Annotated in this window: 20 protein-coding genes; 6 read left to right on the top strand and 14 right to left on the bottom strand. The window is 70.3% G+C overall.

All coding sequences use genetic code 11. The annotated features are described in order from the left end of the window. The first annotated feature begins 39 nt into the window (after window positions 1–39). The gene (locus tag CFW40_RS09345) at window positions 40–2,013 is read left to right on the top strand and encodes a sigma-70 family RNA polymerase sigma factor (RefSeq protein WP_088797348.1); all 1,974 of its coding nucleotides are present in this window, start codon (window positions 40–42) and stop codon (window positions 2,011–2,013) included. A gap of 48 nt (window positions 2,014–2,061) precedes the next feature. On the opposite strand, the gene CFW40_RS09350 is transcribed toward CFW40_RS09345, so the two are convergent. Both CFW40_RS09350 and CFW40_RS09355 read right to left on the bottom strand, forming a co-directional pair. Beyond that, window positions 2,062–2,823 (bottom strand): class I SAM-dependent methyltransferase, encoded by a 762-nt coding sequence (locus CFW40_RS09350; protein WP_088797349.1) that lies wholly within the window; start codon window positions 2,821–2,823, stop codon window positions 2,062–2,064. A 110-nt stretch (window positions 2,824–2,933) separates the two neighbouring features. After that, complete coding sequence (locus CFW40_RS09355; protein ID WP_256331539.1) at window positions 2,934–3,437, bottom strand: MarR family winged helix-turn-helix transcriptional regulator; 504 nt, start codon at window positions 3,435–3,437, stop codon at window positions 2,934–2,936. Between the two features lie 42 nt (window positions 3,438–3,479). On the opposite strand from CFW40_RS09355, the gene CFW40_RS09360 reads away from it, so the two are divergent. Then, window positions 3,480–4,682, top strand: a complete 1,203-nt coding sequence (locus tag CFW40_RS09360) for a flavin-dependent oxidoreductase (protein ID WP_256331538.1) — start codon at window positions 3,480–3,482, stop codon at window positions 4,680–4,682. 191 nt (window positions 4,683–4,873) lie between these two features. On the opposite strand, the gene pulA is transcribed toward CFW40_RS09360, so the two are convergent. Continuing rightward, window positions 4,874–7,516, bottom strand: a complete 2,643-nt coding sequence (gene pulA / locus CFW40_RS09365) for a pullulanase-type alpha-1,6-glucosidase (protein WP_088797351.1) — start codon at window positions 7,514–7,516, stop codon at window positions 4,874–4,876. Between the two features lie 371 nt (window positions 7,517–7,887). On the opposite strand from pulA, the gene CFW40_RS09370 reads away from it, so the two are divergent. Further along, on the top strand, window positions 7,888–8,598 hold the full coding sequence (locus CFW40_RS09370; RefSeq protein WP_143034578.1) for a hypothetical protein: 711 nt from the start codon (window positions 7,888–7,890) through the stop codon (window positions 8,596–8,598). 105 nt (window positions 8,599–8,703) lie between these two features. On the opposite strand, the gene CFW40_RS09375 is transcribed toward CFW40_RS09370, so the two are convergent. The 5 genes from CFW40_RS09375 to CFW40_RS09395 form a co-directional block, all read right to left on the bottom strand. Then, window positions 8,704–9,129: a hypothetical protein gene (locus CFW40_RS09375; RefSeq protein ID WP_088797353.1), complete on the bottom strand. Its 426-nt coding sequence runs from the start codon at window positions 9,127–9,129 to the stop codon at window positions 8,704–8,706. Window positions 9,130–9,402: 273 nt separating this feature from the next. Next, window positions 9,403–9,783, bottom strand: coding sequence for a trypco2 family protein (locus tag CFW40_RS37945; protein WP_107446768.1), 381 nt, complete (start codon window positions 9,781–9,783; stop codon window positions 9,403–9,405). Window positions 9,784–9,996: 213 nt separating this feature from the next. Continuing rightward, window positions 9,997–10,950: a phosphotransferase gene (locus CFW40_RS09385; protein ID WP_176956542.1), complete on the bottom strand. Its 954-nt coding sequence runs from the start codon at window positions 10,948–10,950 to the stop codon at window positions 9,997–9,999. A gap of 5 nt (window positions 10,951–10,955) precedes the next feature. After that, window positions 10,956–13,616, bottom strand: a complete 2,661-nt coding sequence (locus CFW40_RS09390) for an ATP/GTP-binding protein (protein WP_088797355.1) — start codon at window positions 13,614–13,616, stop codon at window positions 10,956–10,958. Window positions 13,617–13,750: 134 nt separating this feature from the next. Beyond that, entirely contained in the window at window positions 13,751–14,233 is a 483-nt protein-coding gene (locus CFW40_RS09395) for an ATP-binding protein (RefSeq protein WP_088797356.1), read from the bottom strand. A gap of 168 nt (window positions 14,234–14,401) precedes the next feature. Between CFW40_RS09395 and CFW40_RS09400 the strand changes: the two genes are divergently transcribed. Then, a complete protein-coding gene (locus tag CFW40_RS09400; protein WP_088797357.1) occupies window positions 14,402–15,235 on the top strand; it encodes a helix-turn-helix transcriptional regulator in 834 nt (277 codons plus the stop codon). Then, on the top strand, window positions 15,232–15,483 hold the full coding sequence (locus tag CFW40_RS09405) for a DUF397 domain-containing protein (protein WP_088797358.1): 252 nt from the start codon (window positions 15,232–15,234) through the stop codon (window positions 15,481–15,483). The genes CFW40_RS09400 and CFW40_RS09405 overlap by 4 nt, the downstream gene beginning before the upstream one ends. Before the next feature lie 152 nt (window positions 15,484–15,635). Here CFW40_RS09405 and CFW40_RS09410 read toward each other — a convergent pair whose 3' ends face one another. Then, window positions 15,636–15,989 (bottom strand): hypothetical protein, encoded by a 354-nt coding sequence (locus tag CFW40_RS09410; RefSeq protein ID WP_088797359.1) that lies wholly within the window; start codon window positions 15,987–15,989, stop codon window positions 15,636–15,638. A gap of 216 nt (window positions 15,990–16,205) precedes the next feature. Between CFW40_RS09410 and CFW40_RS09415 the strand changes: the two genes are divergently transcribed. Further along, complete coding sequence (locus tag CFW40_RS09415; protein ID WP_088797360.1) at window positions 16,206–16,844, top strand: DUF1266 domain-containing protein; 639 nt, start codon at window positions 16,206–16,208, stop codon at window positions 16,842–16,844. A 15-nt stretch (window positions 16,845–16,859) separates the two neighbouring features. On the opposite strand, the gene CFW40_RS09420 is transcribed toward CFW40_RS09415, so the two are convergent. From CFW40_RS09420 to CFW40_RS09440, 5 genes are read right to left on the bottom strand one after another with little or no spacing between them, the layout of a single operon-like run. Continuing rightward, window positions 16,860–17,927, bottom strand: a complete 1,068-nt coding sequence (locus CFW40_RS09420) for a LacI family DNA-binding transcriptional regulator (protein WP_088797361.1) — start codon at window positions 17,925–17,927, stop codon at window positions 16,860–16,862. After that, the gene (locus tag CFW40_RS09425; RefSeq protein WP_088797362.1) at window positions 17,924–19,510 is read right to left on the bottom strand and encodes a glycoside hydrolase family 13 protein; all 1,587 of its coding nucleotides are present in this window, start codon (window positions 19,508–19,510) and stop codon (window positions 17,924–17,926) included. The genes CFW40_RS09420 and CFW40_RS09425 overlap by 4 nt, the downstream gene beginning before the upstream one ends. A 1-nt stretch (window position 19,511) precedes the next feature. After that, window positions 19,512–20,414 carry a sugar ABC transporter permease gene (locus CFW40_RS09430; RefSeq protein WP_176956703.1) on the bottom strand — a complete coding sequence of 301 codons (903 nt, stop codon included), beginning with the start codon at window positions 20,412–20,414 and terminating at the stop codon, window positions 19,512–19,514. Window positions 20,415–20,416: 2 nt separating this feature from the next. Beyond that, a complete protein-coding gene (locus CFW40_RS09435; RefSeq protein ID WP_371127205.1) occupies window positions 20,417–21,295 on the bottom strand; it encodes a carbohydrate ABC transporter permease in 879 nt (292 codons plus the stop codon). Between the two features lie 53 nt (window positions 21,296–21,348). Further along, complete coding sequence (locus tag CFW40_RS09440) at window positions 21,349–22,635, bottom strand: extracellular solute-binding protein (RefSeq protein WP_088797364.1); 1,287 nt, start codon at window positions 22,633–22,635, stop codon at window positions 21,349–21,351. Window positions 22,636–22,854 lie beyond the last annotated feature (219 nt).

The raw sequence follows: 22,854 nt of genomic DNA on the forward strand, positions 1-22,854 counted from the left end.
GGCCGGTGACCATCACAGGAATCACTCGTTTCACCGAACGTGAAGCAGCAGCAAGCGACACCCCAGCGTCCGGACCGCACCTCCCCCGGCAGCCTTGAGGACATCGGTGACGTCATCGACGTCGAGCAGGCCGAGGCGGCGCTGGTCGAGCACTACCCGCGGCTGGTCCGGCTGGCCTACCTCGTCCTGCCGCCGGGCCCCAGCCGCGGCCGGCGGGTGCTGGCCGCCCATGCCGTCGTACAGCGGACCCTGCCGCGCCAGCGCAGCTCCACCCGCGGCCTGGGACTGCCCGCCCAGCGCGCCGGCGCGGACGCGGCGATCGACCCCGGCTATGCCTTCGTCCGGCTGCGGGTCCTGCGGGCCGCCCTGGCCGCCGGCCGCTCGCGCCGGTGGCTGCCGGTGCCGCCACACCCGTTCCCCCAGGTCTGGGGCCTGCGGCTGTTCCCGCGCTCCGGCGGGGCCGATGAACTCGCGCTGGACCAGGCGCTGTCGGCGCTGTCCGGCCCGGGGCGGGCCGCGTTCGTGCTGCGCGATCTGGAGCGGCTGAGCGCGCCCGAGACGCGCCGGGTGCTGGAGGCCGCCGGGGTGGCGCACCCCCGTGCGGCGCTGGACGAGGCGGAGCGGGCCACGACGCCGGCCGGCAGCCGGGACCGGTCGCTGCTGGAGTCACCGGAGTTCGATCCGTGCGCGCTGCAGGCCAGGCCCACGGACCTGATCCGGCGGCGGCAGCACGGCCGGGCGGTGCTGACCGCCGGAGTGGCGGTGCTGGTGTGCGGGGCGCTGCTGGGGATGCCGGGCGACGGCTGGGGCCCGGACGGCGCCGCCGCCCCGCCGTACGCACGCAACGCGGCCTCCGAAGCGGCCCTGGACCCCGGAAAGCTCGCGGTGACCTCCGCGACCGCCTGGAAGAACGCCGCCCGGCAGGACTTCTCCGCCTGGCCCGCCCGCGGCGACCGGATCCACGACAAGGCGCTGCTACGGCGGGCGCTGGCCGTGTGGGCCAGGCCCGGTGCCGGGGTGCCGGTCTCGGCGACGCCCGGCACCCCGACCGGACCGGCCGCCGGCCCGGCCCAACTGCTCTTCGCGGGCGTGGTGGACCACGTCGTGGTGGTGCTCCTGCACGACGGGCTGCGGGTGGTGCGCTACGCGGAGGCGGCGGACGGCGAGGGGCAGAGCGACGGCACCGGCGCGGCGATGGACTTCGCGCGGACCGACGGCGCGGCGGCGGATTCGGCGAGCGCGCTGGTGGTGAGCCGTACGCAGGGAAACGTCCGCTATCTGACCGCGCCCTGGGTGACGTCGGCGCGGCTGGTGGACCTGGTCACGCCGGACGCGCCGGGCAGCCGCTTGCGGATCAGGCCCGACGGCACCACCGATCCCGTGCCCACACCGCGGCCCGCGGCGGCGACCTGCACGACCTGGCCGGCGCTGCGGATGGGCGGCCGTCTGTTCACCGACCTCGGTGAACTCACCCCGGCCCGCCTGACGTACGGCACCCCCCGCAAGCCGGGCGAGGTGACCGCGCCGCGCGCCAGGACGGCCTGGGCGCGCACCGCCTGCCAGCTCGCCGCGGTACGCGGCCAGGGCGTCCGAGCGGTGAACGCCTGGGAGTTCGCCCGCCAGCCGCTGCCCGGGAGCGCGGGCAGCGCGGCCTGGCTGTGCACCCGCGCCGAGACCTGGCGCGGTCCGGGCAGCCGGACGATGGCCCAGATCCAGACACCGGCAGCCGGCGGCCGCCACTACCCGCCCGGCACGGTGGCCGCCCGCGCCGAGGGCGGTACGGCCTGCGGCCCCCGGGCACCACGGGCCCTGGCCGGAGTGCTGTGGAAGTCCGCCACCGGCCAGTGGTGGCTCCTGGCCGCGGGCAGCAAAAAAGTCACCTCGATCACCACCACCGGCGACGTCCACGGCCAGGCCCCCGGCCGCCTGCTGACCCTCCCGGCGAAGTCGGGCGACCGGGCAGAGCTGAAGGGGCACCTGGCGAACGGGAAGGCGGTGGGGGCGGTGGGTTAGGGGGCTTGGCCCACAGCCCCCGGAGCGCCCCCTCGGTCTCTGTGCGGATCAGGGACGAGTCGCCACCAACAGGTCCACCACATAGGCCTCTTGCACCGTCGCGTCGGGGAACATCTCGTGCAGCCGCCTGCGCTCCTCGCGGAGGAAGGCCCGCCTGTCGTCCTCGGCAAGGACCAGGAACGCCGAGCGGCTGGTGATGTTGGCGAGGTGCGTGTCCAGTGGGACTCTGCGGCTCCACGGCACCTGGCGGCGCGCGGCCCGGAGCCCCGACAGACCCGCGAGCCGGATGGCGTCGCTGTCGTCGGGACGCGTCCGGGAAGTCGGCGTCACTCCGCAGTGGCGCGCGATCCGCTCGTGCTGTTCACGGATCCAGGGCACGTCAAAGGCGGTGGTGTTCCACCAGACCGCGAGCGCACCGCCCGGCCGCAGGACCCGCAGCGCCTCCGGGACGGAGCGGGCGGTGTCGGTCCACTGCCAGGACTGTGCGTAGGTGATGAGGTCGTGGGAGGCGTCCGCGAGCGGGAGGGCATTGCCGTCACCCCTCACGACCGGTACGTCCGGGAGCCCGCGGCGGAACCGGGCGGCCATGGCCTCGCCCGGCTCCACACCGATCACGTCGGCACCGCGCGCACGCAGCAGCGCGGTGGCGATTCCGGTGCCCGCGCCGACATCGGCGACCCGGGCACCCGCCAGGGGCCGGCACATGACCTGTGCGACGAAATCGAAGAGCGCGGGCGGATACGAAGGGCGGCCGGCCGCGTACTGGTCAGCGGCCGCGTTGAACGCGTGAGCGCGTGAGTCGGCGGTCATCCTCACATCCTCGTCCCTCCGCTCCGCCCGCGCCGAGACCCGGCGCGGTCCGGGCCGCCGGACGATGACTCAGATCCGGACACGGGCAGCCGCCCGTCCTCACCGCATCCTCAAGCCGCGTCCTCGGGGCGTGCCGTGAGGACGCGGATGATCAGGTCGGTGAGGGTGGCCCGCTCCTCGGCGTCGAGCGTGGTGAACCATTGCTGCTCGCGGCGGGACTGCTCGGCGAACGCCTCCTGGACGGCTTCCGCGCCCGCGGCGGTGAGGCCGATGGCGATCGCGCGACCGTCGTCGGGGAGTCGTCGGCGCTCCACCAGGCCGTCCCGTTCGAGGGTGTTGACGGCGTTGGTGACCGACGAACGGGACATCGCCGAGATCTCGGCAAGCCTGGCGGGCTGGGTGGGGCCCAGCAGCCACAGTTTGAACATCAGCCGGAAGCCCGGGAGCGTCCAGCCGCGCGGGCGGTGGATGTGGCTCTCCAGGTCGGCGATGACCAGGTAGGAAAGGTGCAGCAGGTGGTAGGCGAGCGAGAAGGCTTCCGGGTCGGCCGGTGACGGCATGCCCGCAAGCCGGTCGCGCGCGTAGGCGGCGTAGCTGAGATCTGGTCGTTCCACGGGACAGAGTCTTGCGCATCGCGGCCCTGCCGAGAGATTGTTATGGCCGTAACAATCTCCAACGACCCGGAGGATGCTGTGCGGATCACCATCGCTGGAGGCGGTATCGGCGGTCTCGCCACCGCGCTCAGCCTGCATGCGGCCGGATTCGACGACGTGGTCGTACACGAGGCAGCCGAGGTGATCCGTCCGCTCGGCGTCGGGATCAACCTCCTTCCGCACGCGGTAAGGGAGCTGACCGAGCTCGGTCTGGCCGACCGGCTGGCCGCGATCGCCGTCCCCACGGCCGAGTTGGCCTACTACAACCGGTACGGCCAGGCGATCTGGTCCGAACCGCGCGGGCTCGGCGCCGGCTACCGGTGGCCGCAGTACTCGGCGCACCGGGGCAGGCTGCAAATGCTGCTGCTGGACGCCGTCCGCGAACGCCTCGGTGCGCACGCGGTCCGGACCGGGAGCCGGATCACCGGCCTGCGCCACGCTTCCGATCTGCTCGTCGGCGCCGACGGGATCCACTCGGCCGTCAGGGCCGCGCTCTTCCCCGGCGAAGGGGCACCGCCGTGGAACGGGCTCGTGCTGTGGCGGGGCACGACCCGTGCCGAGCCGTTCCTGACCGGCCGGTCCATGATCATGGCCGGCGACGGCTCGCAGAAGTTCGTCGCCTACCCGATCGGGGACGGAGGGCTGATCAACTGGATCGCCGAGCGGCCGCTGGGCGACGAACCGCTTGAACGGGGAAACTGGAATCGCCCCGCGGACCCGGCCACGGTCGCCGAGCACTTCGCCGACTGGAAGTTCGACTGGCTCGACGTGCCCGGAATCATCACGGGAGCCGAGGCGGCCTTCGAGTACCCGATGGTGGACCGCGATCCCCTGCCCTGCTGGACCAGGGACGACGTCGTCCTGCTGGGCGACGCCGCGCATGCCATGTACCCCGTCGGGTCCAATGGGGCGTCCCAGGCGATCATCGACGCCCGGGTGCTCGCCCACTCGCTCGTCACGACCGGCTCCGCCGCCGCGTACGAGGACATCCGCAGGCCGGCCACGACCGCGCTGCAGCTCGCCAACCGGCGCCAGGGGCCCGAGATCGTCATGCGGCTCGCCCACGAACGGGCTCCCGGCGGCTTCGACGACATCGAACAGGTCGTCCCGCTCGCGGAACGAGCGGAGATCGCCGCTTCGTACAAGCGCACTGCGGGCTTCGATCCGGACCTGCTGAACGAGCGCGCGTCCTGGGCTGTGCGGTGACGCTGCGCTTGGCTGTCTTCCCACGTTTTTCGCCCCGCGCAGCGGCAACGCCCGCCGCTGGGGCCACCTCCCACGCCCTTCAGGCAGGGGGGGAGCAACGGCGGGCGCACCGCGCAGCGGGCGGCAAACGGCGAGCAACCACTACGGCGGGAAGGCCGAAAACGTGGGCCGGGGCCACGCGCAGCCGAGCCTCAGCCGCGGCGGAAGACCGCCACCGTCCGGGCCGGGACGGTGAAGGTACCCGACGGCCGTGCGTACGACGCGGTGGCGGTGGTCGGGTCCGCACCGTGGGCCTGGACGGGGTGCAGGGCGTAACGCTCGCCGGCGAGGGCGTGGAGGGTCTGGTTCTGGCGGTGCGGGGTGGCGTTGAGGACGACGACGAGGTTGCCGAGGCGCATGGTGATCACCCCGGGGGTCTCTTCCTTTCCGGAGAGCGGAAAGGACAGCGCCGACTGGACCCGGGCGGTGGTCGGCAGGCCGAAGGCCGGTTCCGTGGCGTGGATGCGCAGCAGGTCACGGTAGGCGGCGGAGGCATGGTCGATCGCGGCACAGCCGGGGCGGAGTGCGGGGTCGGCGAGGAGGGGCCGGGCGTAGGACCACTTGTCCTTGTTGTCGGCGGCCGGGGGCAGTCCGCGGCCGAAGCCGTTGCCGTCGGCGCACTTCCAGTGCAGGGCGTTGAACCAGTCGCCGCTGTCGAAGGAGTTGCGGTCCAGGGACTTGGAGCGGAGGAGGTCGGAGCCGGCCTGGGAGAGCGCCGGGCCCTGCGAGAGGGCGGCGGTGGCGAGGGCGAGTACCTGCATACGGGAGCGGTCGGCGGGGCCGGTGTGCTGCGGGAGTTTGTAGGCGAGGGCGTCGTAGAGGGTTTCGTTGTCGTGGGCGTCGGCGTAGGCGAGAGCGTCGCCGGGGGCGGCGGCGTAGCCGGCCGGGGCGCCGTTGTAGTCGACCTGCGAGCCCTTGACGCGGTGGCCGGTGGTGTCGGTGAAGGTGTAGTCGGCGAGGTTGCCGGTGAGGCCGACCTTGATGAGGTCCTGGTAGTGGAGGAGCCGGGCGCGCTGCTCGGCGGGACTCCCGTTCCTCTTCGAGGAGTTGGGGTCGGTGTAGAGGCCCGAGGCGAAGCCCTGGACGCGAGGGTCGGTGTCGAAGGGGCCGCCGCCGCGTACCGCGTCGCGGGCCCGGTCGCTGAAGGTCGCGATGCCGGTCCCGGCCATATTCCGCTGGGTGGCCTGGACGAAGCGGGCGTCGTTCGCGGCCTCGCCGAAGTTCCAGCCCTCGCCGTAGAGAATGATCTTCTTGCCGTCGACGCCGTCCTTCTCGGTGGTCAGCGCGTCGAGGGCCTTCCTGACGGCCAGGATGTTGGCCTTGGGGTGGTGGCCCATGAGGTCGAAGCGGAAGCCGTCGACCTTGTACTCCTTGGCCCAGGTGACGACGGAGTCGACGACGAGCTTGCCCATCATGGTGTGTTCGGGCGCGGTGCCCGAGCAGCAGGTGGAGGTGGCGACGCCGCCGTCGTCCATGAGCCGCTGGTAGTAGCCGGGGACGATGCGGTCCAGTACGGAGTGCGGGTCCTGGCCGCTCGCTGCGGTGTGGTTGTAGACGACGTCCATGACGGTGCGCAGCCCGGCGCCGTTGAGCCCCTGGACCATGCGGCGGAACTCGACGGTGCGGGCGGTGCCCTCGGGGTCGGAGGCGTAGGACCCTTCCGGGACGGTGTAGTGGAGCGGGTCGTAGCCCCAGTTGTAGGCGTCGCGGCCGGCCGTCTTGGTGACGCAGTCCTGCTGGCGGTCGGAGTCGGGGGCGTAGGAGGCGAGGTCGCAGCCGGGGCGGGCCTGGTCGGCGCGCCGCTCGGGCGTGGTGGCGAAGTCGAAGGCCGGCAGGAGGTGGACGTAGGAGGTGCCGGACCGGGCGAGGGAGGCCAGGTGCCGCATGCCGTCCGAGCGGCGGTCGGTGAAGGCGAGGTACCGACCGGGGTGGCGGGAGGTGCGGTCCTCGACGGAGAAGTCGCGGATCTGCAGTTCCTGGATGCGGGCGCGGCGCAGCGGCACCGCGGCGGGCTTCGTCAGCCGTGACCAGCCGTGCGGGGCGAGGTCCGGGGCGTCGAGGTCGGTGACCAGGCTGCGGGCCGAGTCGGCGGTCAGCGCGGCGGAGTAGGGGTCGGTGACCTTGTTGGTGACGGTCTTGCCGACGGTGGGCGCCCAGACCGTGACGAGGTAGCGGTACGGCTTTCCGGCCCAGTCGCGGGTACCGGTGGCGCGCCAGATGCCGGTGGTGTCCTCGCGTCGCATCGGGACCCTGCGGCCGTCGAGTTCGAGGGCGACGGTGCGGGCGGTGGGCGCCCAGACGGAGAGGGTGGGGCGGCCGTGGTGGAAGACCGGGCCCAGGGTGGCGTGTTGGGCGCGGGCGCCGTAGAGGTCGTCGAGGACGCCGGGTATCTGGACCCCGGTGGTGGTGCGCTTGCCGTCGGCCGTGCGCTGGGTGGCGAGGAGTCTGCCGCGGAGGGCGCCACGGGCGAGTTGGCGGTCGCGGGGGTCGACGGTGAAGGCCGGGTAGCCCGTCAGATGCGGATAGGCGAGCCGTTCGGACGGGCTGAGGGCGCCGGGTGTGAGCCGTATCCGCTTGCCGTGCGCCCCGAACTCCAGCTGAGAGGTGGTGTGTTCCGCGCCCTTCCAGACGACGGTGTCGCGGTCGATCCATTGGGCCAGGGCCTGGTCCGCGCGGGGCGGAGCGGCCGCCTGTGCCGGCTGCTGCGGGACCGAGGCCGGCAGGACCGCCGCGCCGAGGGACAGAACGAGGGCGGCGGCCCGACGCCGACGGAACCGACGGATGGTGGAGGACATGGGTCATGGTTCTATCCGCGCCGATTCCTCGATGCAAGGCCTTACGCAAGACATTGCAAGGGTGTTACGTTCCTTCCCGTAACAGTCGGTCCGGCCGGCCGGAGACCCGTCTCCACGGGCCCAACGCGCCCGGCCGCCCGGACCGGCCCCCAACACAGAAGCCCGGACCGCCCCCGCACGGGGCCGGCGAGGGGACACTCCCCAGAGCCCCCCGCCAACACCCGGTCGCGCTCGGACACCGTGTCGGGTACAGAAAGGCCCTTGGCGTGTACTACGAGACGCTTGTTGCCTTGCACGGAGTACTCGACCGGTACCCGTGGACGTCGCACCTCACCTGCGGGGACACCGGTAGCGAACTGTACGACCTCGCCATGCGCAGATCGGAGGCCTACGGCTGGTACTCCACCGGCGGTTGGACCTACAAGTACGAGGGGTGGAGCGAGGCCCGCATCGTCCAGGACCCGGGACGCTGGGCCGACTGCCTGGCCGGCGGGGACTGGACACCGGACGGGCAGGTCCGGGAGCTGGCCTGGATGTCGGCGGACATCCCGGACGACGTCCGGGAGCCGCGGCTCCCGGTCCTTCACATCGCACGCATCCTGTCGGACGCGGTGCACCGGCTCGGGCGCGTCCGGTTCACCGGGCTGCATGCCGTCCTCCCGCTGCATGAGCTCGTCGGCGATGCCTCCGACGCCCTGGAGGCGATGCGGAAGTGGTTCGCTCTCGCCGACCCGTCCGCGTCGGCGCCGGTGAGCGTCACCGCCGCCACCGGCCCCGCCGGGTGGGGCAAGGAGACGGCCGTGTGCGACGCCGTCAGAGAGCGACTCGGTGACCTCGCGGACGTCGACGTCGCCGCTGGACAGCTCGACCTGTCCGGCATGGCGGACGTGGACGGCGAGCACGGCTACAACAAGGGGCGTGAGCGGGGCGTGCTGCGGTTCGCGTGCCGTGCGCCGGAGTGGTCACCGGATGTCGCTGTGTGGCTGGTCGAGGTCGTGGGCGAAGCGCTCCGCGCACTCGAATGCGCGGAGCAGGTGGTGGTGACCGCCTCGCTGGCGTCCCGGCCCGACACCCGCCCCTGAGCGGCCGACCGGCTCGCCTCTGTTCTGTGTCACCGCTGCGATACCGCTCGGCTGACCGGCCAGGCGGCCGACGCCCGGTAGCCGGGGCGCCGGCCGCGCCCGGTCTCAGAATGACCAAGTGGTGTACCACGTCGCTTGGCTGGTGGGATGGGTCAGGTCGGTGGTGACTCCGCTGAGGCGGCCGTCGGAGCCGCGGGAGCCGATGTAGCGACCCTTCGCGCCGTCGCTCCAGGAGATGACGAAGGAGAGGTACGTTCCGTCCACGAAGCCCTCGATGGTGCCCGTCGTCGTACTTCCCGATCTGGCTATGCCGGTGAGTCTCCCCTGGGCGTCCTGGGTCACGGAGAGCGTGGCGTTGGACGAGTTGCTCTGATAGATGGTCCAGATGCCCCCGACGTTGAAACCGGCGGACGCCTTGGTCATCGGCGCCACGGAGGACCGGTGACCCGCGGCCTGGGCGGCGGGGGCGAGGGTGATGCCACCGAGGGCGACGGCGAGGGCCACGGCGGTCGTGGCGAATTTGGCGCGCATGAGGGTTCCTTCCCATAAAGGCGATTTAAGCGGCATGGCCGCTCATGCGAAGCCATGAGCCTCGCAGTAGCGGCCGTTCCGTCACAGGCGAGAACCGGTCACACGCAAAGGCATGGTGCGTACGCCAATTTCGCCCGGTGTGCCACGTTTCCGCTGCTTTGCATGAGCCAGCGGGACGCCCCCTCCCCTGATACGTCCAAACCGTGCGCGGCTTCGGCTACCGGTTCGGCCCGCCGCGCCCCGTCCTGGCCGATGCCGTGGGCATTCCCGGCGCTAGAGGTCCAGTTCGGCGCGGATGGTCTTGCCGACGGGGGGCCGGTCGAGGACGCCCCAACGGGTCGCGAGCGCGGTCACGAGGACCAGCCCACGTTGATGCCGGTGATTCCGGAGACGAACGGCGGGTTGCCGGACCGTGTGAGGGTCGGCTGCAAGGTCAGGGGGAGGCGCTGGGTCGGCGCCCACCGTCGCGTCCGCCCCGGACTCCACCACCCAGAACCGGACCTTCGCCCCCGCGTGGCCGGTTCGCTCCAGAGCGACCGACACCTCCAGCTCGATCGTCCCCAACTCGAAGCGCAGCTCCGCACCCTCCGCCGCGGCAACCGCCTGCTCCAGCTCCTCCCGCAAATCTCCGATCACACTGGCCAGCTCGATCACTCCACGCCCCTGCACCCCGGGCTCACCACCGGCCACCGGTCAGTCAGCGAGGACTTTAGACCCGTGATGCGGGAACTGATGGCCTATCGCCACCAATCCCCCTTGGAATCCATCATCCAGGCGTCCTCCGCTGGGAATTCGATCAAGATATGCGAGGAGGCGATCGAAGATCTCGTCGGCGCTCTTCGTCCAGGTGAAGGGGGAGGGTTCTCGTCAGCTCACCACCTCAAGTTTGGCTGGTCCAGTCGCGACTCCCACGGATTCCACGAACTTGATCATCTTCAAGTGGTAGGTGCTCTTGCTCGGGTCAGGAAACCGGACGTTGTGCCGGTAGTAGCGATGGAAGGCGATAATGCACGCCGCGTGCTCGATCTCCAGGGGCAATGCGGCCGCATCTGCCTCCGAAAGGGGCGCAAGAGCCTGATACCCCGTCACCAGAGCACTCAGCCGTTCGGGCACCAGGACGTCGTCCTCCGCCGCCAGTCCGACCGCGGCCATGCCGAGATCCAGCAGGGGATCGTCAAGCGAGACCGTTTCCCAGTCCAGTACGGACAGCGCCCCATCGTCACGCACGATCACGTTGTCGGCGAAAAGGTCCCCGTGCGCGACCTTCCGAGGACGCTCGCTGTCGGCTTCGGCGCTGCGAACCCGCTCCAGGCGTGCGGCGAGCCACGCCGCAAACTCCCGGTCGGCGAACTGCGGAATCACGTTCAACTGCTCAGCCGAAAGGCGGCGCGTCCCGAGTGGAAGGTCGCCGAGCCCTTCCGACTCCGGCTTCAGGGCATGCAGTTGCGCAAGGATGCGCCCCGCCTCGGGCAGCAATGGAATCGGAAGCGGCTGGCGCACCTCCCCCTGGATCCACTTCTTGAGGATGACCGGGCGGTCGTCGTCGAAGGTGGTGATCAGCGCTCCGTCGAGGGCGGGAACAACCTCGGTCGTCGGCACGCCCAGCCGATACACGGCCTGCGTGTACGTCGCCAGGCTCTGGGCGCTCACGATGTCGTGGTTGTCGAGGATGGTCAGCGTGAAGTCGCCGGATGGACTGGACACGTGGAAGCTGGAGTTCGCCGCGCCGCCCTTGAGGGGTTCCACTTGCGGGTCCTGCAGCCCGTAGCGCTCAGACACAGCGGGCAGGTCGATCTGGTCCAGCTTGGTGTACGTGGCCACGCGGCTCAGTCTCCTCTGTGTGCGGCGGCCTCTCGGCGCCGGTCATCGACAATCGCGGCCCAGCGTGCCCGTACGCGGCTTCGCTCGTCCACCCACTCGGCGCGCGGCAGATCTGCGGGCGGTTCTTCGCCCGCCATCAGGTACGACAGTTCGGCCAGGTAGGCGAATTCCTCGCCCCGTACACACTCGTGCAGCCTTGCACGCGCCTCGTCGCGCATGGCCGACTCGCCCAGCACCGCGGCATGGAGACAGACTGCGAAGCGCACATACGCGACAGACGAGGTGAGTCCCGCCTCACGCGCCTCCTCGATGACTGCCTCGGCGCGGGCCGGCAGATCGGTGCTGACACCCGCATCCTGCACGAGCGATGCGATCTTCGTCTGAAGCTCCGCCCATCGGATCGACACCGTGCCCAGGGCATCCTGCGCCCGCGCGATCTCCTCCCTGGCGCGAGGACGGTCCCGGAACGCGGCGGCGAAGGCCAGGCATGCCTGTGACAGCGCGGCCTCGCCCGGCTGGCCGAACCGCAGTGCTTCGTCCCGGTTGACCGCGTACGAGGAACAGGCCAGCGCCATGTTCCCCTGGGTCCACCAAAGGTCGCCGAGCGCCCGGTCCCTGCGGCCCTCCACCCCAAGGGCCGCGGCCGCGGCATGCACCTGGGGGAACCGGCCCACGCGGCGCGCGAGATGTACCAGGCCACGGGCCGCAGTGGGGGCAAGTCGCCCGCCGGCGTCGACGACATGCCGCATCCCGTCCAGCGAGGCCGCGAAGTTCCCGAGATCGCGGTCGCACTCCGCAAGGAAGTAACGCGGCAGCTCCACCAGCGAGTCGGGCAACTGCCCGGAGGCCAGCACCTCGCGCAATTGCTCGGCGGTTTCACTCCGGTGACGCCGCTGCCGCCGCGCGATCACGGACAACGTGACGGCCAGTGCTTCCGCCGCGCTGCCGGTCCGGGCGTGGTGGCTCGCTTGCGCCGTCGGCGCCGGCAGTTCGATGGGCTCCCACACGAAGTCGTCGACGTAGCGGAACGCCGCGTCCTGCAGCCATCCGAGCTCCAGCCCGTAATCGCGGGCCAGCGTCAATCCCTGCCGCAGGGCGGCGACCAGACGCCTTCGGTCTCCGTCCGCCTCACGTTCCAAGGCATCGAGCGTACGTTGAGCAGCCCGCCGCCAGTCCGCCGGGCTCCAGCGGTCCTCGCTCGTCGAGTCCGCCTCCCGCATGGCGTCGCGTACGAGATTGTGCAGCCGGTAGGGCCAAGGGGCGCCTGGATCCAGATCCACGAAGGGACGCTCGACCAGTTCCAGCGCAGGGGCATCATGATCGAGTCCGGCACCGGCCGCGGCCAACTCGACCGAGAACGAGTCAAGCAGGCTCACCGCCCTCAGAACCTGCCGCACGCTCGGCGTGAGATCCCGGAAGGTCCGCGCCACGAGCGCCGGGAAGTCCAGATTGAACTCGCTCGCCACCGGGGCCCGGCCGTTCTTGCGGTACATGTCCAAGAAGCGCATCACCGCGAGGTCCAGGTACAGCGGCAGTCCGTGCGAGTTGGCGGTGATCAGGTGCCGCGCACTGTCATCCATCAGCGGCTGGCTGCCGACTGTCAGCCGCTCGCAAAGGTACCTCTCGCAGTCCTCCGCGGAGAGGTACCCCACGGTGTGCTGGCGCGGTTCCTCCACCGCTCCGCCGACGAGCAGCGGCCAGAAATCCGGCCCCGCCCAGTCCAGTTGCCCCTCCAGTTCCGCATCGTCCCACTGCAGACGGTTGCGACCGGTGATGACGAAGAGGGCGTTCGGCATCAGCCACGCCACCCGCTGGATCAGCCGCTCAAGGTCGCGGTGCACGCGATCCCCGACATCCTCGAAGGTGTCCAGCAGGACGACAAGCGTGGCCCGGCGCTTGGCAGAGACCCGGCTGAGGTCCCAGGCGAGCAGATGCGCGTAGTAGCTGAGTGCTTCCACGTCCGGTTCAGCTTCGAGCAGATCGGCCAAACGGCGGCACTCGGCAAGCGAGCGGACCTGGTGACGCCGGTCCCGCAAGGCACGGACAAGCGACCGAAGCCCCTTTCCGACGAGCGCGCCCGCGGTTCCGGGCAAGGACGCCGCCTGCGCGACGTCCGACAGCACCGACTGCATCTGCCCGGACAGTGACAGCGACCCCGGAAACCGGCTGAACCATGTGCGGCGCCGCAGATACTCCTCAAGCGGCTCTCCGGGATGGTTCCGCTCCCAGTAGCGCTGGAACGCAAGGTCGAAGGCCGGCATCGGCTCCCCCAGCTCGACCACCGCGAGCCGCAAGGCAAGCATCAGGGACTCGAAGTCACTGCCGGAATCACGCGACAGGTCGATGCGCACCGGGGCCACCCGCCCCACTCCGGGGTCCAGCGCAGGCCAGTCGGCGCGGCGTGCTTCGCCGTCCACCAGATGCTCGGCGACGCCCCGCGACAGCGTGGACTTGCCGATGCCGCCGACCCCGTAGAAGACGAGTACATTGCGCCGCGGGGTCTCCAGATCCTCGACATCGAACCCGGCTTCGCGCACCCGTTGGGTATGACGAACGAGGCTCTCCACCACCGTGGCCCACTCGTCACGTCGGTCGGCGAAGTAGTCAACGGCTTTCAGCTCACGATCATTCGACCGGAATAACGCGCGAAGATCCGACCTGGACACCTGGGCAACCTCCGACTGGCTGACTGGAACAGCCAGCCCAGCAGTCGTTTGACGGCCCGTCAAGCGCCGGTCACTCTGCGGACAGAGTAGGCCCAGGTGCGGTCGACATCTTCCAGATCCAGAGCCCGGAGACGCTACAGGTCCAGTTCGGCGCGGACCGTCTTGCCCACCGGAACCCGCTCGACGATCTCCCAGCGGTCGGCGAGCGCGGCCACCAGCGGGAGACCGCGCCCCGTTTCGCAGTCCGGGGGCGGAAGCGTGAGCGCGTCGGGGGACGGTGGGCGCTTCTCCGTGCGGGTGTCGGCGACCTCGACCCGAAGGGTGGCGGGGCGTGCGGCGGCAGCGCCGGGGTGGGCGCAGGACAGGATTGCGAGGCGCAGTTCGAAGTCCCGTCCGGGGACCCGGCCGTGCGTCACGGCGTTCGCGGCGAGTTCGGCGACGATCACGGCAACGGTGTCGGACAGCTCACTGCCGTAGGGGAAGCCCCACTGATCGAGCCGGTGGACGGCAAGGCGGCGGGCGAGACGGGCACCGAGGCGGGTCGCGCTGAAGCGCATCGTGAACACACGTACGGTGACGGGGGCTTGGGGAGCCCGGGAGGTTGCTTGGACTGACATGCGCCCTACGGTGGCGCCCGTACAGCGGCCGTGGCCAGGGTTTCCGCCCCTACAGAGCTCGTACGCAGCGTCAGCGTACGAGTACAAAGGGTAGACATCGGCGATGACGGACCGTACCCATGGACGAGTTGTGCGCGTGGCACGACAGACGCATGGGAGGTGGCCGGTATGGCCGGCAAAGCGGGCACCAGCGAGCCCGAAACCACCGACAGCCTCAGGGCCTTCGGAGCCGTGGTGAAGGCGTTCCGGAAGCGGGCGAAGCTGACGCAGGAGGGACTGGCGCGGCGGGTGGGATTCTCCGCCGGGACCATCGCCTCGATCGAGCAGGGGCGCAGGCTCCCGCCACCGGAGTTCATCGAGCGGGCCGAACGGGTGCTGGACTCGTTCGGGGTACTGCGGGCGATGGCGGCGCAGTTGGCCCGGCAGCCGGGATTAGCCGCGTGGTTCCGGCAGTGGGCCCGGCTGGAGGAGCAGGCGATCAGTCTGTACACGTACGAATGCCGGTTGATGCCGGGACTGTTGCAGACGGAGGCGTACGCGCGGGAGCTGTTCGAGCACCGCATTCCGCTGCTGACCGATGAGGAGACCGAGACCAAGGTGACCGCCCGGCTGGACCGGCAGAAGCTGCTGCGGGACCGGCCGAACACCGCGTTCAGTTTCATCGTCGACGAGCATGTCTTTCTGCGGCGGACCGGTGGGCCGGACGTGGCCCGGGAGCTCCTTGACCATGTGCTGGAGACCGTCCAGCGCCTCCGGAATGTCGAGCTGCAAGTCATGCCGTTGGCGAGGGGAGTTCATGCCGGGATGGACGGTCCGCTGCAGCTTCTGGAGACGTCGAACAACCGGTGGTACGCCTACTGCGAGGGACAACGAAGCGGCCAACTCATCCCTGACTCAAAGAGCATCAGCACACTGCACATGCGCTATGCGAAACTGCGTTCGCAGGCCCTCACGCCGGAGGACTCCCGGAGCCTGCTGACGCAGATGCGAGGAGCGCTATGAGCAGCACCGAACTGGCCTGGTTCAAGAGCAGCTACAGCGGCAGCGACGGCGACAGCTGCGTGGAGGTCGCCCTCTCCTGGTACAAGTCCAGCTACAGCGGCGACTCTGGCGACGACTGCGTCGAGATCGCCGCCTGCCCCGCCACCGTCCACATCCGCGACTCCAAGGACAAGGCCGGCCCGCAGCTCGCCGTGCCGAGCGGTGCCTGGGCGGAGTTCGTGTCGTACGCCGTGACGACTTCTGCCTGACGCCTCGCCAGGTCGGTGTCCCCCGGCGCTTCACGCCCCTCGGCCGCACCGCTCCGGGCCGCACTAGGCTGATCCCCGACCACGCCAACAAGCAGGCGACAAACGGGGGACCCGCATACGCAGTGCTGCGGGCGGCGGCCGGCCCCGGGTGGTCAGCCGATCTTGACGTACCTGATGGAGACCAATGGCCACCAGGTGCCGCTGGCCTCCGAGGTCTCCCCGGGGGCGACGGCCGAGCCGTCTCCCTGGCAGTTGTCCGTGGTGTACCAGGTCACCTTCTTGTCGGTGTGATTGGTGATCGTCTTGTAGCCCCGCGAGCCCGCCGGCGAGCTCTTGGCGAGCTTGTAGCAGTTCCCGTTCTTGGGGTTGGTCAGCGTCCGCTCACCGTTCCCGGAGAATTCGAGCGTGCCGGTCGCGGCGTTTGCGGCACCCGTTCCCAGTATCAGTAGGGAAGCGGCCATGGCACCCATGGCCAGAGTGCGTCCCGCGTTCCTGCGCATCTTCACGTCGTTCTCTTCCTTCCGGAATGACAACTCGTCCGGGAAGGGACGCTACGCACCGGCGTTATTTTTCACCTATTGACCGCTGTTCACGGGTTATTGGCGCTTCAAGAGCAGCTACAACGCGGACTCGGGCGACAGCGGTGTGGCGGTCGCCCTCTCCCTGGACGGCCGTCGGCCCGTCATGGTCCCGACGGTTCGGTGCCTGTGAGGATAGGCGTCATGAACATGTGGATTCTTGCGGTCACGCTGGTGAAGATGGCCATCGGACGGCCGGCTCACAAGCGCTATCCCGGCGTCCTGACCGGCCATCAAAAGTGGATCGTCTCGCTCGATGCGATACTCGCGGAGCGCAGTTGGGGCCATCGCCATCTTGCGCTCTATCCGTTGAAGCGGATCAACCCCCTGCAATCCCGTGTGAGTCTGAAGACCAGCTGGGGTGTCACCTCGCCCGAGAGTTTCCACTCGACCCTGCAGTGGCTGGCCACCGAGGGCCACCGGATGCAGATGGCTCCGGCGCTCGGGCGCCCGCCGGTGGCGTGGGACTTCGGCCGTTACGTCTGGATCGTCCGCGCGGGGTTCGCCGCCGGGTACGTCGACGAACCGGGTGCCTGGCAGTTGCTGGGCAATGCCGTGGCGCCCGTGGCCCAGACCTACCGGTCCTGGCAGCAGTTCGCCGACGACTTCGTGGCCGGGCGGGAGCTGTGGATGCGCTCGGCGGGCAGCGAATGGTCCGGAACGCAGGAGGACACCGTCAGCGCGGTGCGAAGCCTGCTGGATCCCGCGAACGGTGAAAGCCCCTGGCAGCAGGTGCCGTGGGAGACCATCTACCAGGTCGATCAGCAGATCGGCCGACACTGACGGAAGCTTCGGACCTCACTTCCGCGCCGCCCCCGTCGACCCCCGCACCACCAGTTCCGGCTGGAAGACGAACTCGGTGCGGCGGGGCGGTTCGCGGCGGCCCGCCGCCCGTTCGTGGATCTCCTCGATCAGGGCGCCGACCGCGGCCGTCGCCATGGCCTGGACCGGCTGGCGGACGGTGGTCAGGGGCGGGTCGGTGAAGGCGATGAGCTGGGAGTCGTCGAAGCCGACGACCGAGAGGTCCGCCGGGACGGCCAGGCCGCGCTGGCGGGCCGCGCGGACCACGCCGAGCGCCATCAGGTCGCTGCCGCAGACGATGCCGGTGCAGCCCTGGTCGTCGAGGAGTGCGGCGGCGGCCGCGTGGCCGCCCTCGACGCTGAACAGGGTGTGCCGGACGCGCCGTTCGGCCTGCCCCCTCGACAGGCCGAACGAGTCCAACAGCGCCGCCGCGAAGCCCTCGGCCTTGCGGCGGGAGGGCACATAGCGGGCCGGGCCGACGGCCAGCCCGATCCGCTCGTGTCCCAGCTCGGCCAGGTGGCGCACGGCCATCCGGGCCGCCGCGCCGTCGTCGGGTGAGACGAACGGCGCGTCGATGTGCTCGTTGTAGCCGTTGATGAGGACGTAGGGGACGCCCCGGGCGGCCAGGCGGGCGTAGCGGGACGGGTCGGCGCGGGTGTCGGCGTGCAGTCCGGAGAGGAAGACGATGCCGGTGACGCCGCGCTCCTCCAGTTGCTCGACGAGTTCGTCCTCGGTGGCACCGCCGGGCATCTGGGTGCAGAGGACCGGGGTGTAGCCGTGGCCCGCCAGTGACTGCTCGATGATCTGGGCGAAGGCCGGGAAGATCGGGTTGGTCAGTTCGGGGATGACCAGGCCGACCAGCCCGGCGCTGCGTCGCCGCAGCCGGACCGGGCGCTCGTAGCCGAGGACGTCGAGCGCGGCGAGCACCCGCCGTCGGGTGCCCGCCGCGACGCCCGCCTTGCCGTTCATGACCCGGCTGACGGTCGCCTCGCTGACCTGCGCCTGGGCGGCGATATCGGACAGCCGGGGGGTGGCCGGGGCGCCGGTGGGATCGGACAGGGTCATTCCTCCCACCAGATGGTGGTATCGGCGGACAGGATGAAGTCGCCCTCAGGCACGTCCAGTGGGCGGGAGGAGAGCAGCACGCGGCCCGGGACGGCCAGGCGGACCGGAGCCTCCGTCGTGTTGACCGTGCAGACCAGGCCGCCGGGGCGGCGGAACGCCAGGACGCCGTCGGGGGCGTCCAGCCACTCGACCGCGTCGCCCGCGCCGAGGCCGGGGTGGGCGCGGCGCAGGGTCAGGGCGGTGCGGTAGAGCTCCAGGGTGGAGACGGGGTCACCGGTCTGGGCCGCGACGGTGAGGCCGCCCCAGTCGGCGGGCTGCGGCAGCCAGCTGCCGCCGTCGCCGAAGCCGTAAGGGGCCGCGTCGCCGCTCCACGGGAGCGGGACCCGGCAGCCGTCGCGCAGGCCGTCCTGTCCGGTGTCCCGGAAGAAGGAGGGGTCCTGGCGGACCTCGTCGGGCAGGTCGGTGACCTCGGGCAGGCCCAGCTCCTCGCCCTGGTAGAGGTAGGCGGAGCCGGGCAGGGCCAGCATCAGGAGGGTGGCGGCGCGGGCGCGGGCGAGGCTGCCGCCGAGGCGGGTGGTGTGGCGTACGACGTCATGGTTGGACAGCACCCAGGTGGTGGGGGCCGCCACCGGGCGCATGGCGTCGAGGGAGGAGTCGATCGCCTCGCGGAGGGCGGCCGCGTCCCATTCCGCGTTCAGGTAATGGAAGTTGAAGGCCTGGTGGAGCTCGTCGGGGCGAAGGTAGAGGGCGGTGCGGTCGGCGGTGGGGGTCCAGGCCTCGGCGACCGCGATCCGTTCGCCGGAGTACTCGTCGAGGACGGTGCGCCAGGAGCGGTAGATGTCGTGGACGCCGTCCTGGTCGAAGAACGGCAGGACCTGGTTGCCCAGCAGTTTCAGCTGTTCGCCGTGGCCCATGTCGGGCAGGCCGGGGGCCTTGACCAGACCGTGGGCCACGTCGACCCGGAAGCCGTCCACGCCCAGGTCGAGCCAGAAGCGGAGGATGGAGCGGAACTCGTCCTGGACTGCGGGGTGGTCCCAGTTGAAGTCGGGCTGTTCGGGGGCGAAGAGGTGGAGGTACCACTCGCCGTCGGGGACCCGGGTCCAGGCCGGGCCGCCGAACAGGGACTCCCAGTCGTTGGGCGGCTCCTCGCCGTTCTCGCCGCGCCCCTTGCGGAAGTGGAAGCGCTCGCGCAGTACCGAGCCGGGGCCCTCCGCCAGTCCGCGGCGGAACCATTCGTGCTGGTCGGAGCAGTGGTTGGGGACGAGGTCGACGATGATGCGCAGGCCCAGGGCGTGGGCGTCGGCGATGACGGCCTCGGCGTCGGCCAGGGTGCCGAACATCGGGTCGATGGTGCGGTAGTCGGCGACGTCGTAACCGGCGTCGGCCTGCGGGGAGGCGTAGAAGGGGCTGAGCCAGACGGCGTCCACGCCCAGGTCGCGCAGGTACGGCAGCCGGCTGCGGATGCCCGGCAGGTCCCCCATGCCGTCGCCGTTGCCGTCGGCGAAGCTGCGCGGATAGACCTGGTAGATCACCGCGTGGCGCCACCAGTCGGTGGCGGGAGTGGTGGTGTGCTGTGAAGTCATGTCAACCCTTGGTGGTGCCGGCGGTCAGTCCGGCGACGAGGTGGCGCTGGGCGAAGGCGAAGACGAGGGCGGCCGGCACGGCGATGATCACGGCGGCGGCGGTCATCGAACCCCAGTCGTTGGTGTACTGGTTGACGAAGGTCTGCAGGCCGCCGGCGAGCGTCAGGTTCTCCTCGCCGGTCATGAAGGCGGAGGCGTAGGCGACCTCGGCCCAGGCGGTGACGAAGGTGTAGAAGCCGGTGACGGCCAGGCCCGGTCTGGCGAGCGGCAGGACCAGACGCCAGAAGGTGCCGAAGGGGTTGAGGCCGTCGACCCGTCCGGACTCGTCGATCTCCACCGGGATGGTGTCGAAGAAGCCCTTCATCATCCAGGCGCAGAAGGGGACGGCGATGGTCAGGTAGGTGATGACCAGGCCGGCCGGCTGGTTGAGCAGGCCCAGGCTCGCCAGCAGGTTGTACAGCGGCACGATCAGCACCGCGACCGGGAACATCTGGGTGATCAGCAGCAGCCACATCAGCGGGCGCATCCCGGGGAAGCGGAAGCGGCTGACGGCGTAGCCGGTGGTGGCGGCGATGAAGACGCCCAGGACGGTGGTCAGCCCGACGATGATCACGGAGTTCTTGAACCAGGTCAGGAACTCGGTACCGGCCAGGACGTGGGTGTAGTTGGCGAGGGTGAAGTGGGTGACGATGCTGGTGGAGAAGGCGTCGTTGGTGGGTTTGAAGGACGTCACCAGCAGCCAGAGCGGCGGGAAGACGGCCACGATCGCGGCGATGATCAGCGTCGTGTGCAGGGCGATCGAGGCCCGACGGGACCGCTGGTGGCGCCCCCGGGGCGCGGGCCGGTGCGGGGCGCGCGTCCGGGTCGCGGAGGCACGGTTGCTCCGTGTACGGGTCAGGGTCATAGTCACCACACCTCTCCCTGCTTGCGCAGCGCCCGGCGGTAGACCACCGCGACGACCGAGAGCAGGACCAGGATCAGGACGCCCCAGGCCGCGGACTCGGAGAAGTTGCGGGGGCTGTCGAGGAAGGAGAGCCGGTAGGCGTAGGTCACCAGGATCTCGGTGGCGTCGCCGGGGCCGCCCCGGGTCAGCAGGAAGATCACCGGGAACATGTTGAAGGTCCAGATGGTGGAGAGCAGGATCACCGTGCTGCTGACGGCGCGCAGGCCGGGGACGGTGATGTGGCAAAACCGCTGCCAGGCGCCCGCGCCGTCCATCTCGGCGGCCTCGTAGAGCTCGCCGGGTATGGACTGCAGTCCGCCGAGCAGCGCGACGAGCATGAAGGGCACGCCCAGCCAGACGTTGACGGCGATGACCGAGAGCTTGGCCCAGGTCGGGTCGTTGAGCCACGGGACCGCGTCGATACCGCCGCCGGCCAGCAGCTTGTTGAGGATGCCGTTCTTCTCGTTGTAGAGCATCCGCCAGGTGAAGACCGAGATGAAGGCGGGGATGGCCCACGGCAGGATCAGCGCGAGCCGGTAGAAGGTGCGGCCGCGCAGCGTGCGGTTGAGCATGTTCGCCAGGGCGAGACCGGTCAGGAAGGTCAGCGAGACGCAGCCGACGGTCCACAGGACGGTCCAGCCGAGGCGGTCCCAGAAGACGCCGTCACTCAGCACGGCCTTGTAGTTGTCCAGACCGGTGAACTTGTAGGTGGCGGGGAGGTGGTTGACGCCGATGTTCCGTTCGACGTTGGCCTCGTTGGCGTCGGTGAGCGAGAGGAAGACGCCGCGCACCAGCGGATAGCCGATGATCACCCCGATGACGAGCACCACCGGGGCGACCATCGTCCATGCGTACCAGTGGGTGCCCAGCGCCCGGCGCACCCGTACGGCGAAGGTCACTTGTAGTCCTTGAGCAGCTTCCGGTAGGCGTCGCCGGCCGCCTTGGCGGCCTGCTCGGGCGAGGAGGCGCCGGTGAGCACCTTGTTCATCTGCACCTTGATGGGCTCGAAGAGCGAGTTGCCCTCGGCGATCCAGGGGCGCTGGACGGCTCCGTCGACGGCGGGCTTGAAGAACTGGACCATCTCGTTGTTCTTGACGGCCGGCACCTCGTACACGGACTTGCGGGTGGGCAGCAGGCTCAGCTTCTCGTTGGTCTGCTGCTGGACCTTGGCCGAGCTCATGTACTTGACGAAGGCGTAGGAGGCCTGGAGGTTCTTGCTGCCGGCGTAGACGGAGAGGTTCCAGCCGCCCTGCGGGGAGCCCTGGGCGGTGCTGCCGGCGGGCACGGGGGCGACGCCGAGGTTGTCCTTGTTCGCCGGGCCCGTGAAGGCCTTGCCGGCGCGGGCGCCCTCGATGTCCCAGGGGCCGTCGACGGCCATCGCGACGGTGCCGTCCTTGAGGGCCTTGAGCTGGTTCTCCTGGCCGTCGGTGGCGTCGGTGACGGCGGCCTTGGAGTCGACCAGAGCCTTGATCGTCTTGAACGCCTTGACGCCGGCACCGTCGTCGATCTCCACGACCTTGTCGCGGGCGTTCACCATGTCGCCGCCCTCGCCGTAGAGGTAGGGCAGGAACCAGTAGGGGTCGTCGCCGCGCAGGTAGAGGGCGGTGGCGCCGGTCTTCGCCTTGATCTTCTTGGCGGCGGTGGCCAGTTCGGCGAAGGTCTTGGGCACCTCGACGCCGGCGTCCTTGAGGAGCTTCTTGTTGTAGAAGAGGCCCAGGGTGTCGATGACCTGGGGTGCGGCGTAGGTCTTGCCCTTGAACTTGGTGGAGCCGACGGCCTGCGGGAGGTAGTCGTCGGTCTTGTCGAGGGCGGGGGTGCCGTCGAGGGGCGCGAGGTAGCCGAGGCCCGCGAAGTCGGCGACCCAGGCGACCTCGGTGCGCATCACGTCGGGGGCGCCGGAGTTGCCGCCGGCCGCGTTCTTGAACTTGGCGTTGGCGTCGCCGAACGGCACGTTCACATACGTGACGTGGACCTTCGGGTGCTCCTTCTGGAAACCTTCGGCAAGCTTGCGGTACGTCGCCTTCTCGGCGTCGTTGGAGGTGTCCCAGAAGGTAACGGTTCCGGACAGTTCACCCCCGCTGCTGCCGCCGCTGCCGCCGTCACCTCCGCCGCACGCCGTTGCCGCCAGCGCCAGGCCCGCTACCAGCGCGGTGGCGGTTGCGCCCCGTATGCCACGCCGCATGTGAACTCCTTAGGGAAATGCCTCAGATGGCGGTCAGGAACGTAACAGCGCGGAAAACAAACCGAAAGACCTTGCGGCAATTTTCTGCAAGACTGCGGGAACGAACTGCAACGAGATGGCTGGAACGGGACCCTCGGGGCACTCCCGGCACCGTCACCCCGCGCCCCGCCGAGCGTTTATCCGGTGAAGGCACCGACGCCTCTTGACCTCGACAGGGAC

Source organism: Streptomyces sp. 2114.4 (genome assembly GCF_900187385.1).
GTDB lineage: Bacteria > Actinomycetota > Actinomycetes > Streptomycetales > Streptomycetaceae > Streptomyces > Streptomyces mooreae.

Bases quoted from the DNA above. Each gene is read 5' to 3' on its own strand.
- CFW40_RS09350 (WP_088797349.1), bottom strand. From the start codon at position 2,823: ATGACCGCCGACTCACGCGCTCACGCGTTCAACGCGGCCGCTGACCAG.
- CFW40_RS09360 (WP_256331538.1), top strand. From the start codon at position 3,480: ATGGCCGTAACAATCTCCAACGACCCGGAGGATGCTGTGCGGATCACC.
- pulA (WP_088797351.1), bottom strand. From the start codon at position 7,516: ATGTCCTCCACCATCCGTCGGTTCCGTCGGCGTCGGGCCGCCGCCCTC.
- CFW40_RS09370 (WP_143034578.1), top strand. From the start codon at position 7,888: ATGCGCAGATCGGAGGCCTACGGCTGGTACTCCACCGGCGGTTGGACC.
- CFW40_RS09375 (WP_088797353.1), bottom strand. From the start codon at position 9,129: ATGCGCGCCAAATTCGCCACGACCGCCGTGGCCCTCGCCGTCGCCCTC.
- CFW40_RS09395 (WP_088797356.1), bottom strand. From the start codon at position 14,233: ATGTCAGTCCAAGCAACCTCCCGGGCTCCCCAAGCCCCCGTCACCGTA.
- CFW40_RS09400 (WP_088797357.1), top strand. From the start codon at position 14,402: ATGGCCGGCAAAGCGGGCACCAGCGAGCCCGAAACCACCGACAGCCTC.
- CFW40_RS09405 (WP_088797358.1), top strand. From the start codon at position 15,232: ATGAGCAGCACCGAACTGGCCTGGTTCAAGAGCAGCTACAGCGGCAGC.
- CFW40_RS09415 (WP_088797360.1), top strand. From the start codon at position 16,206: ATGAACATGTGGATTCTTGCGGTCACGCTGGTGAAGATGGCCATCGGA.
- CFW40_RS09420 (WP_088797361.1), bottom strand. From the start codon at position 17,927: ATGACCCTGTCCGATCCCACCGGCGCCCCGGCCACCCCCCGGCTGTCC.
- CFW40_RS09425 (WP_088797362.1), bottom strand. From the start codon at position 19,510: ATGACTTCACAGCACACCACCACTCCCGCCACCGACTGGTGGCGCCAC.
- CFW40_RS09430 (WP_176956703.1), bottom strand. From the start codon at position 20,414: ATGACCCTGACCCGTACACGGAGCAACCGTGCCTCCGCGACCCGGACG.
- CFW40_RS09435 (WP_371127205.1), bottom strand. From the start codon at position 21,295: ATGGTCGCCCCGGTGGTGCTCGTCATCGGGGTGATCATCGGCTATCCG.
- CFW40_RS09440 (WP_088797364.1), bottom strand. From the start codon at position 22,635: ATGCGGCGTGGCATACGGGGCGCAACCGCCACCGCGCTGGTAGCGGGC.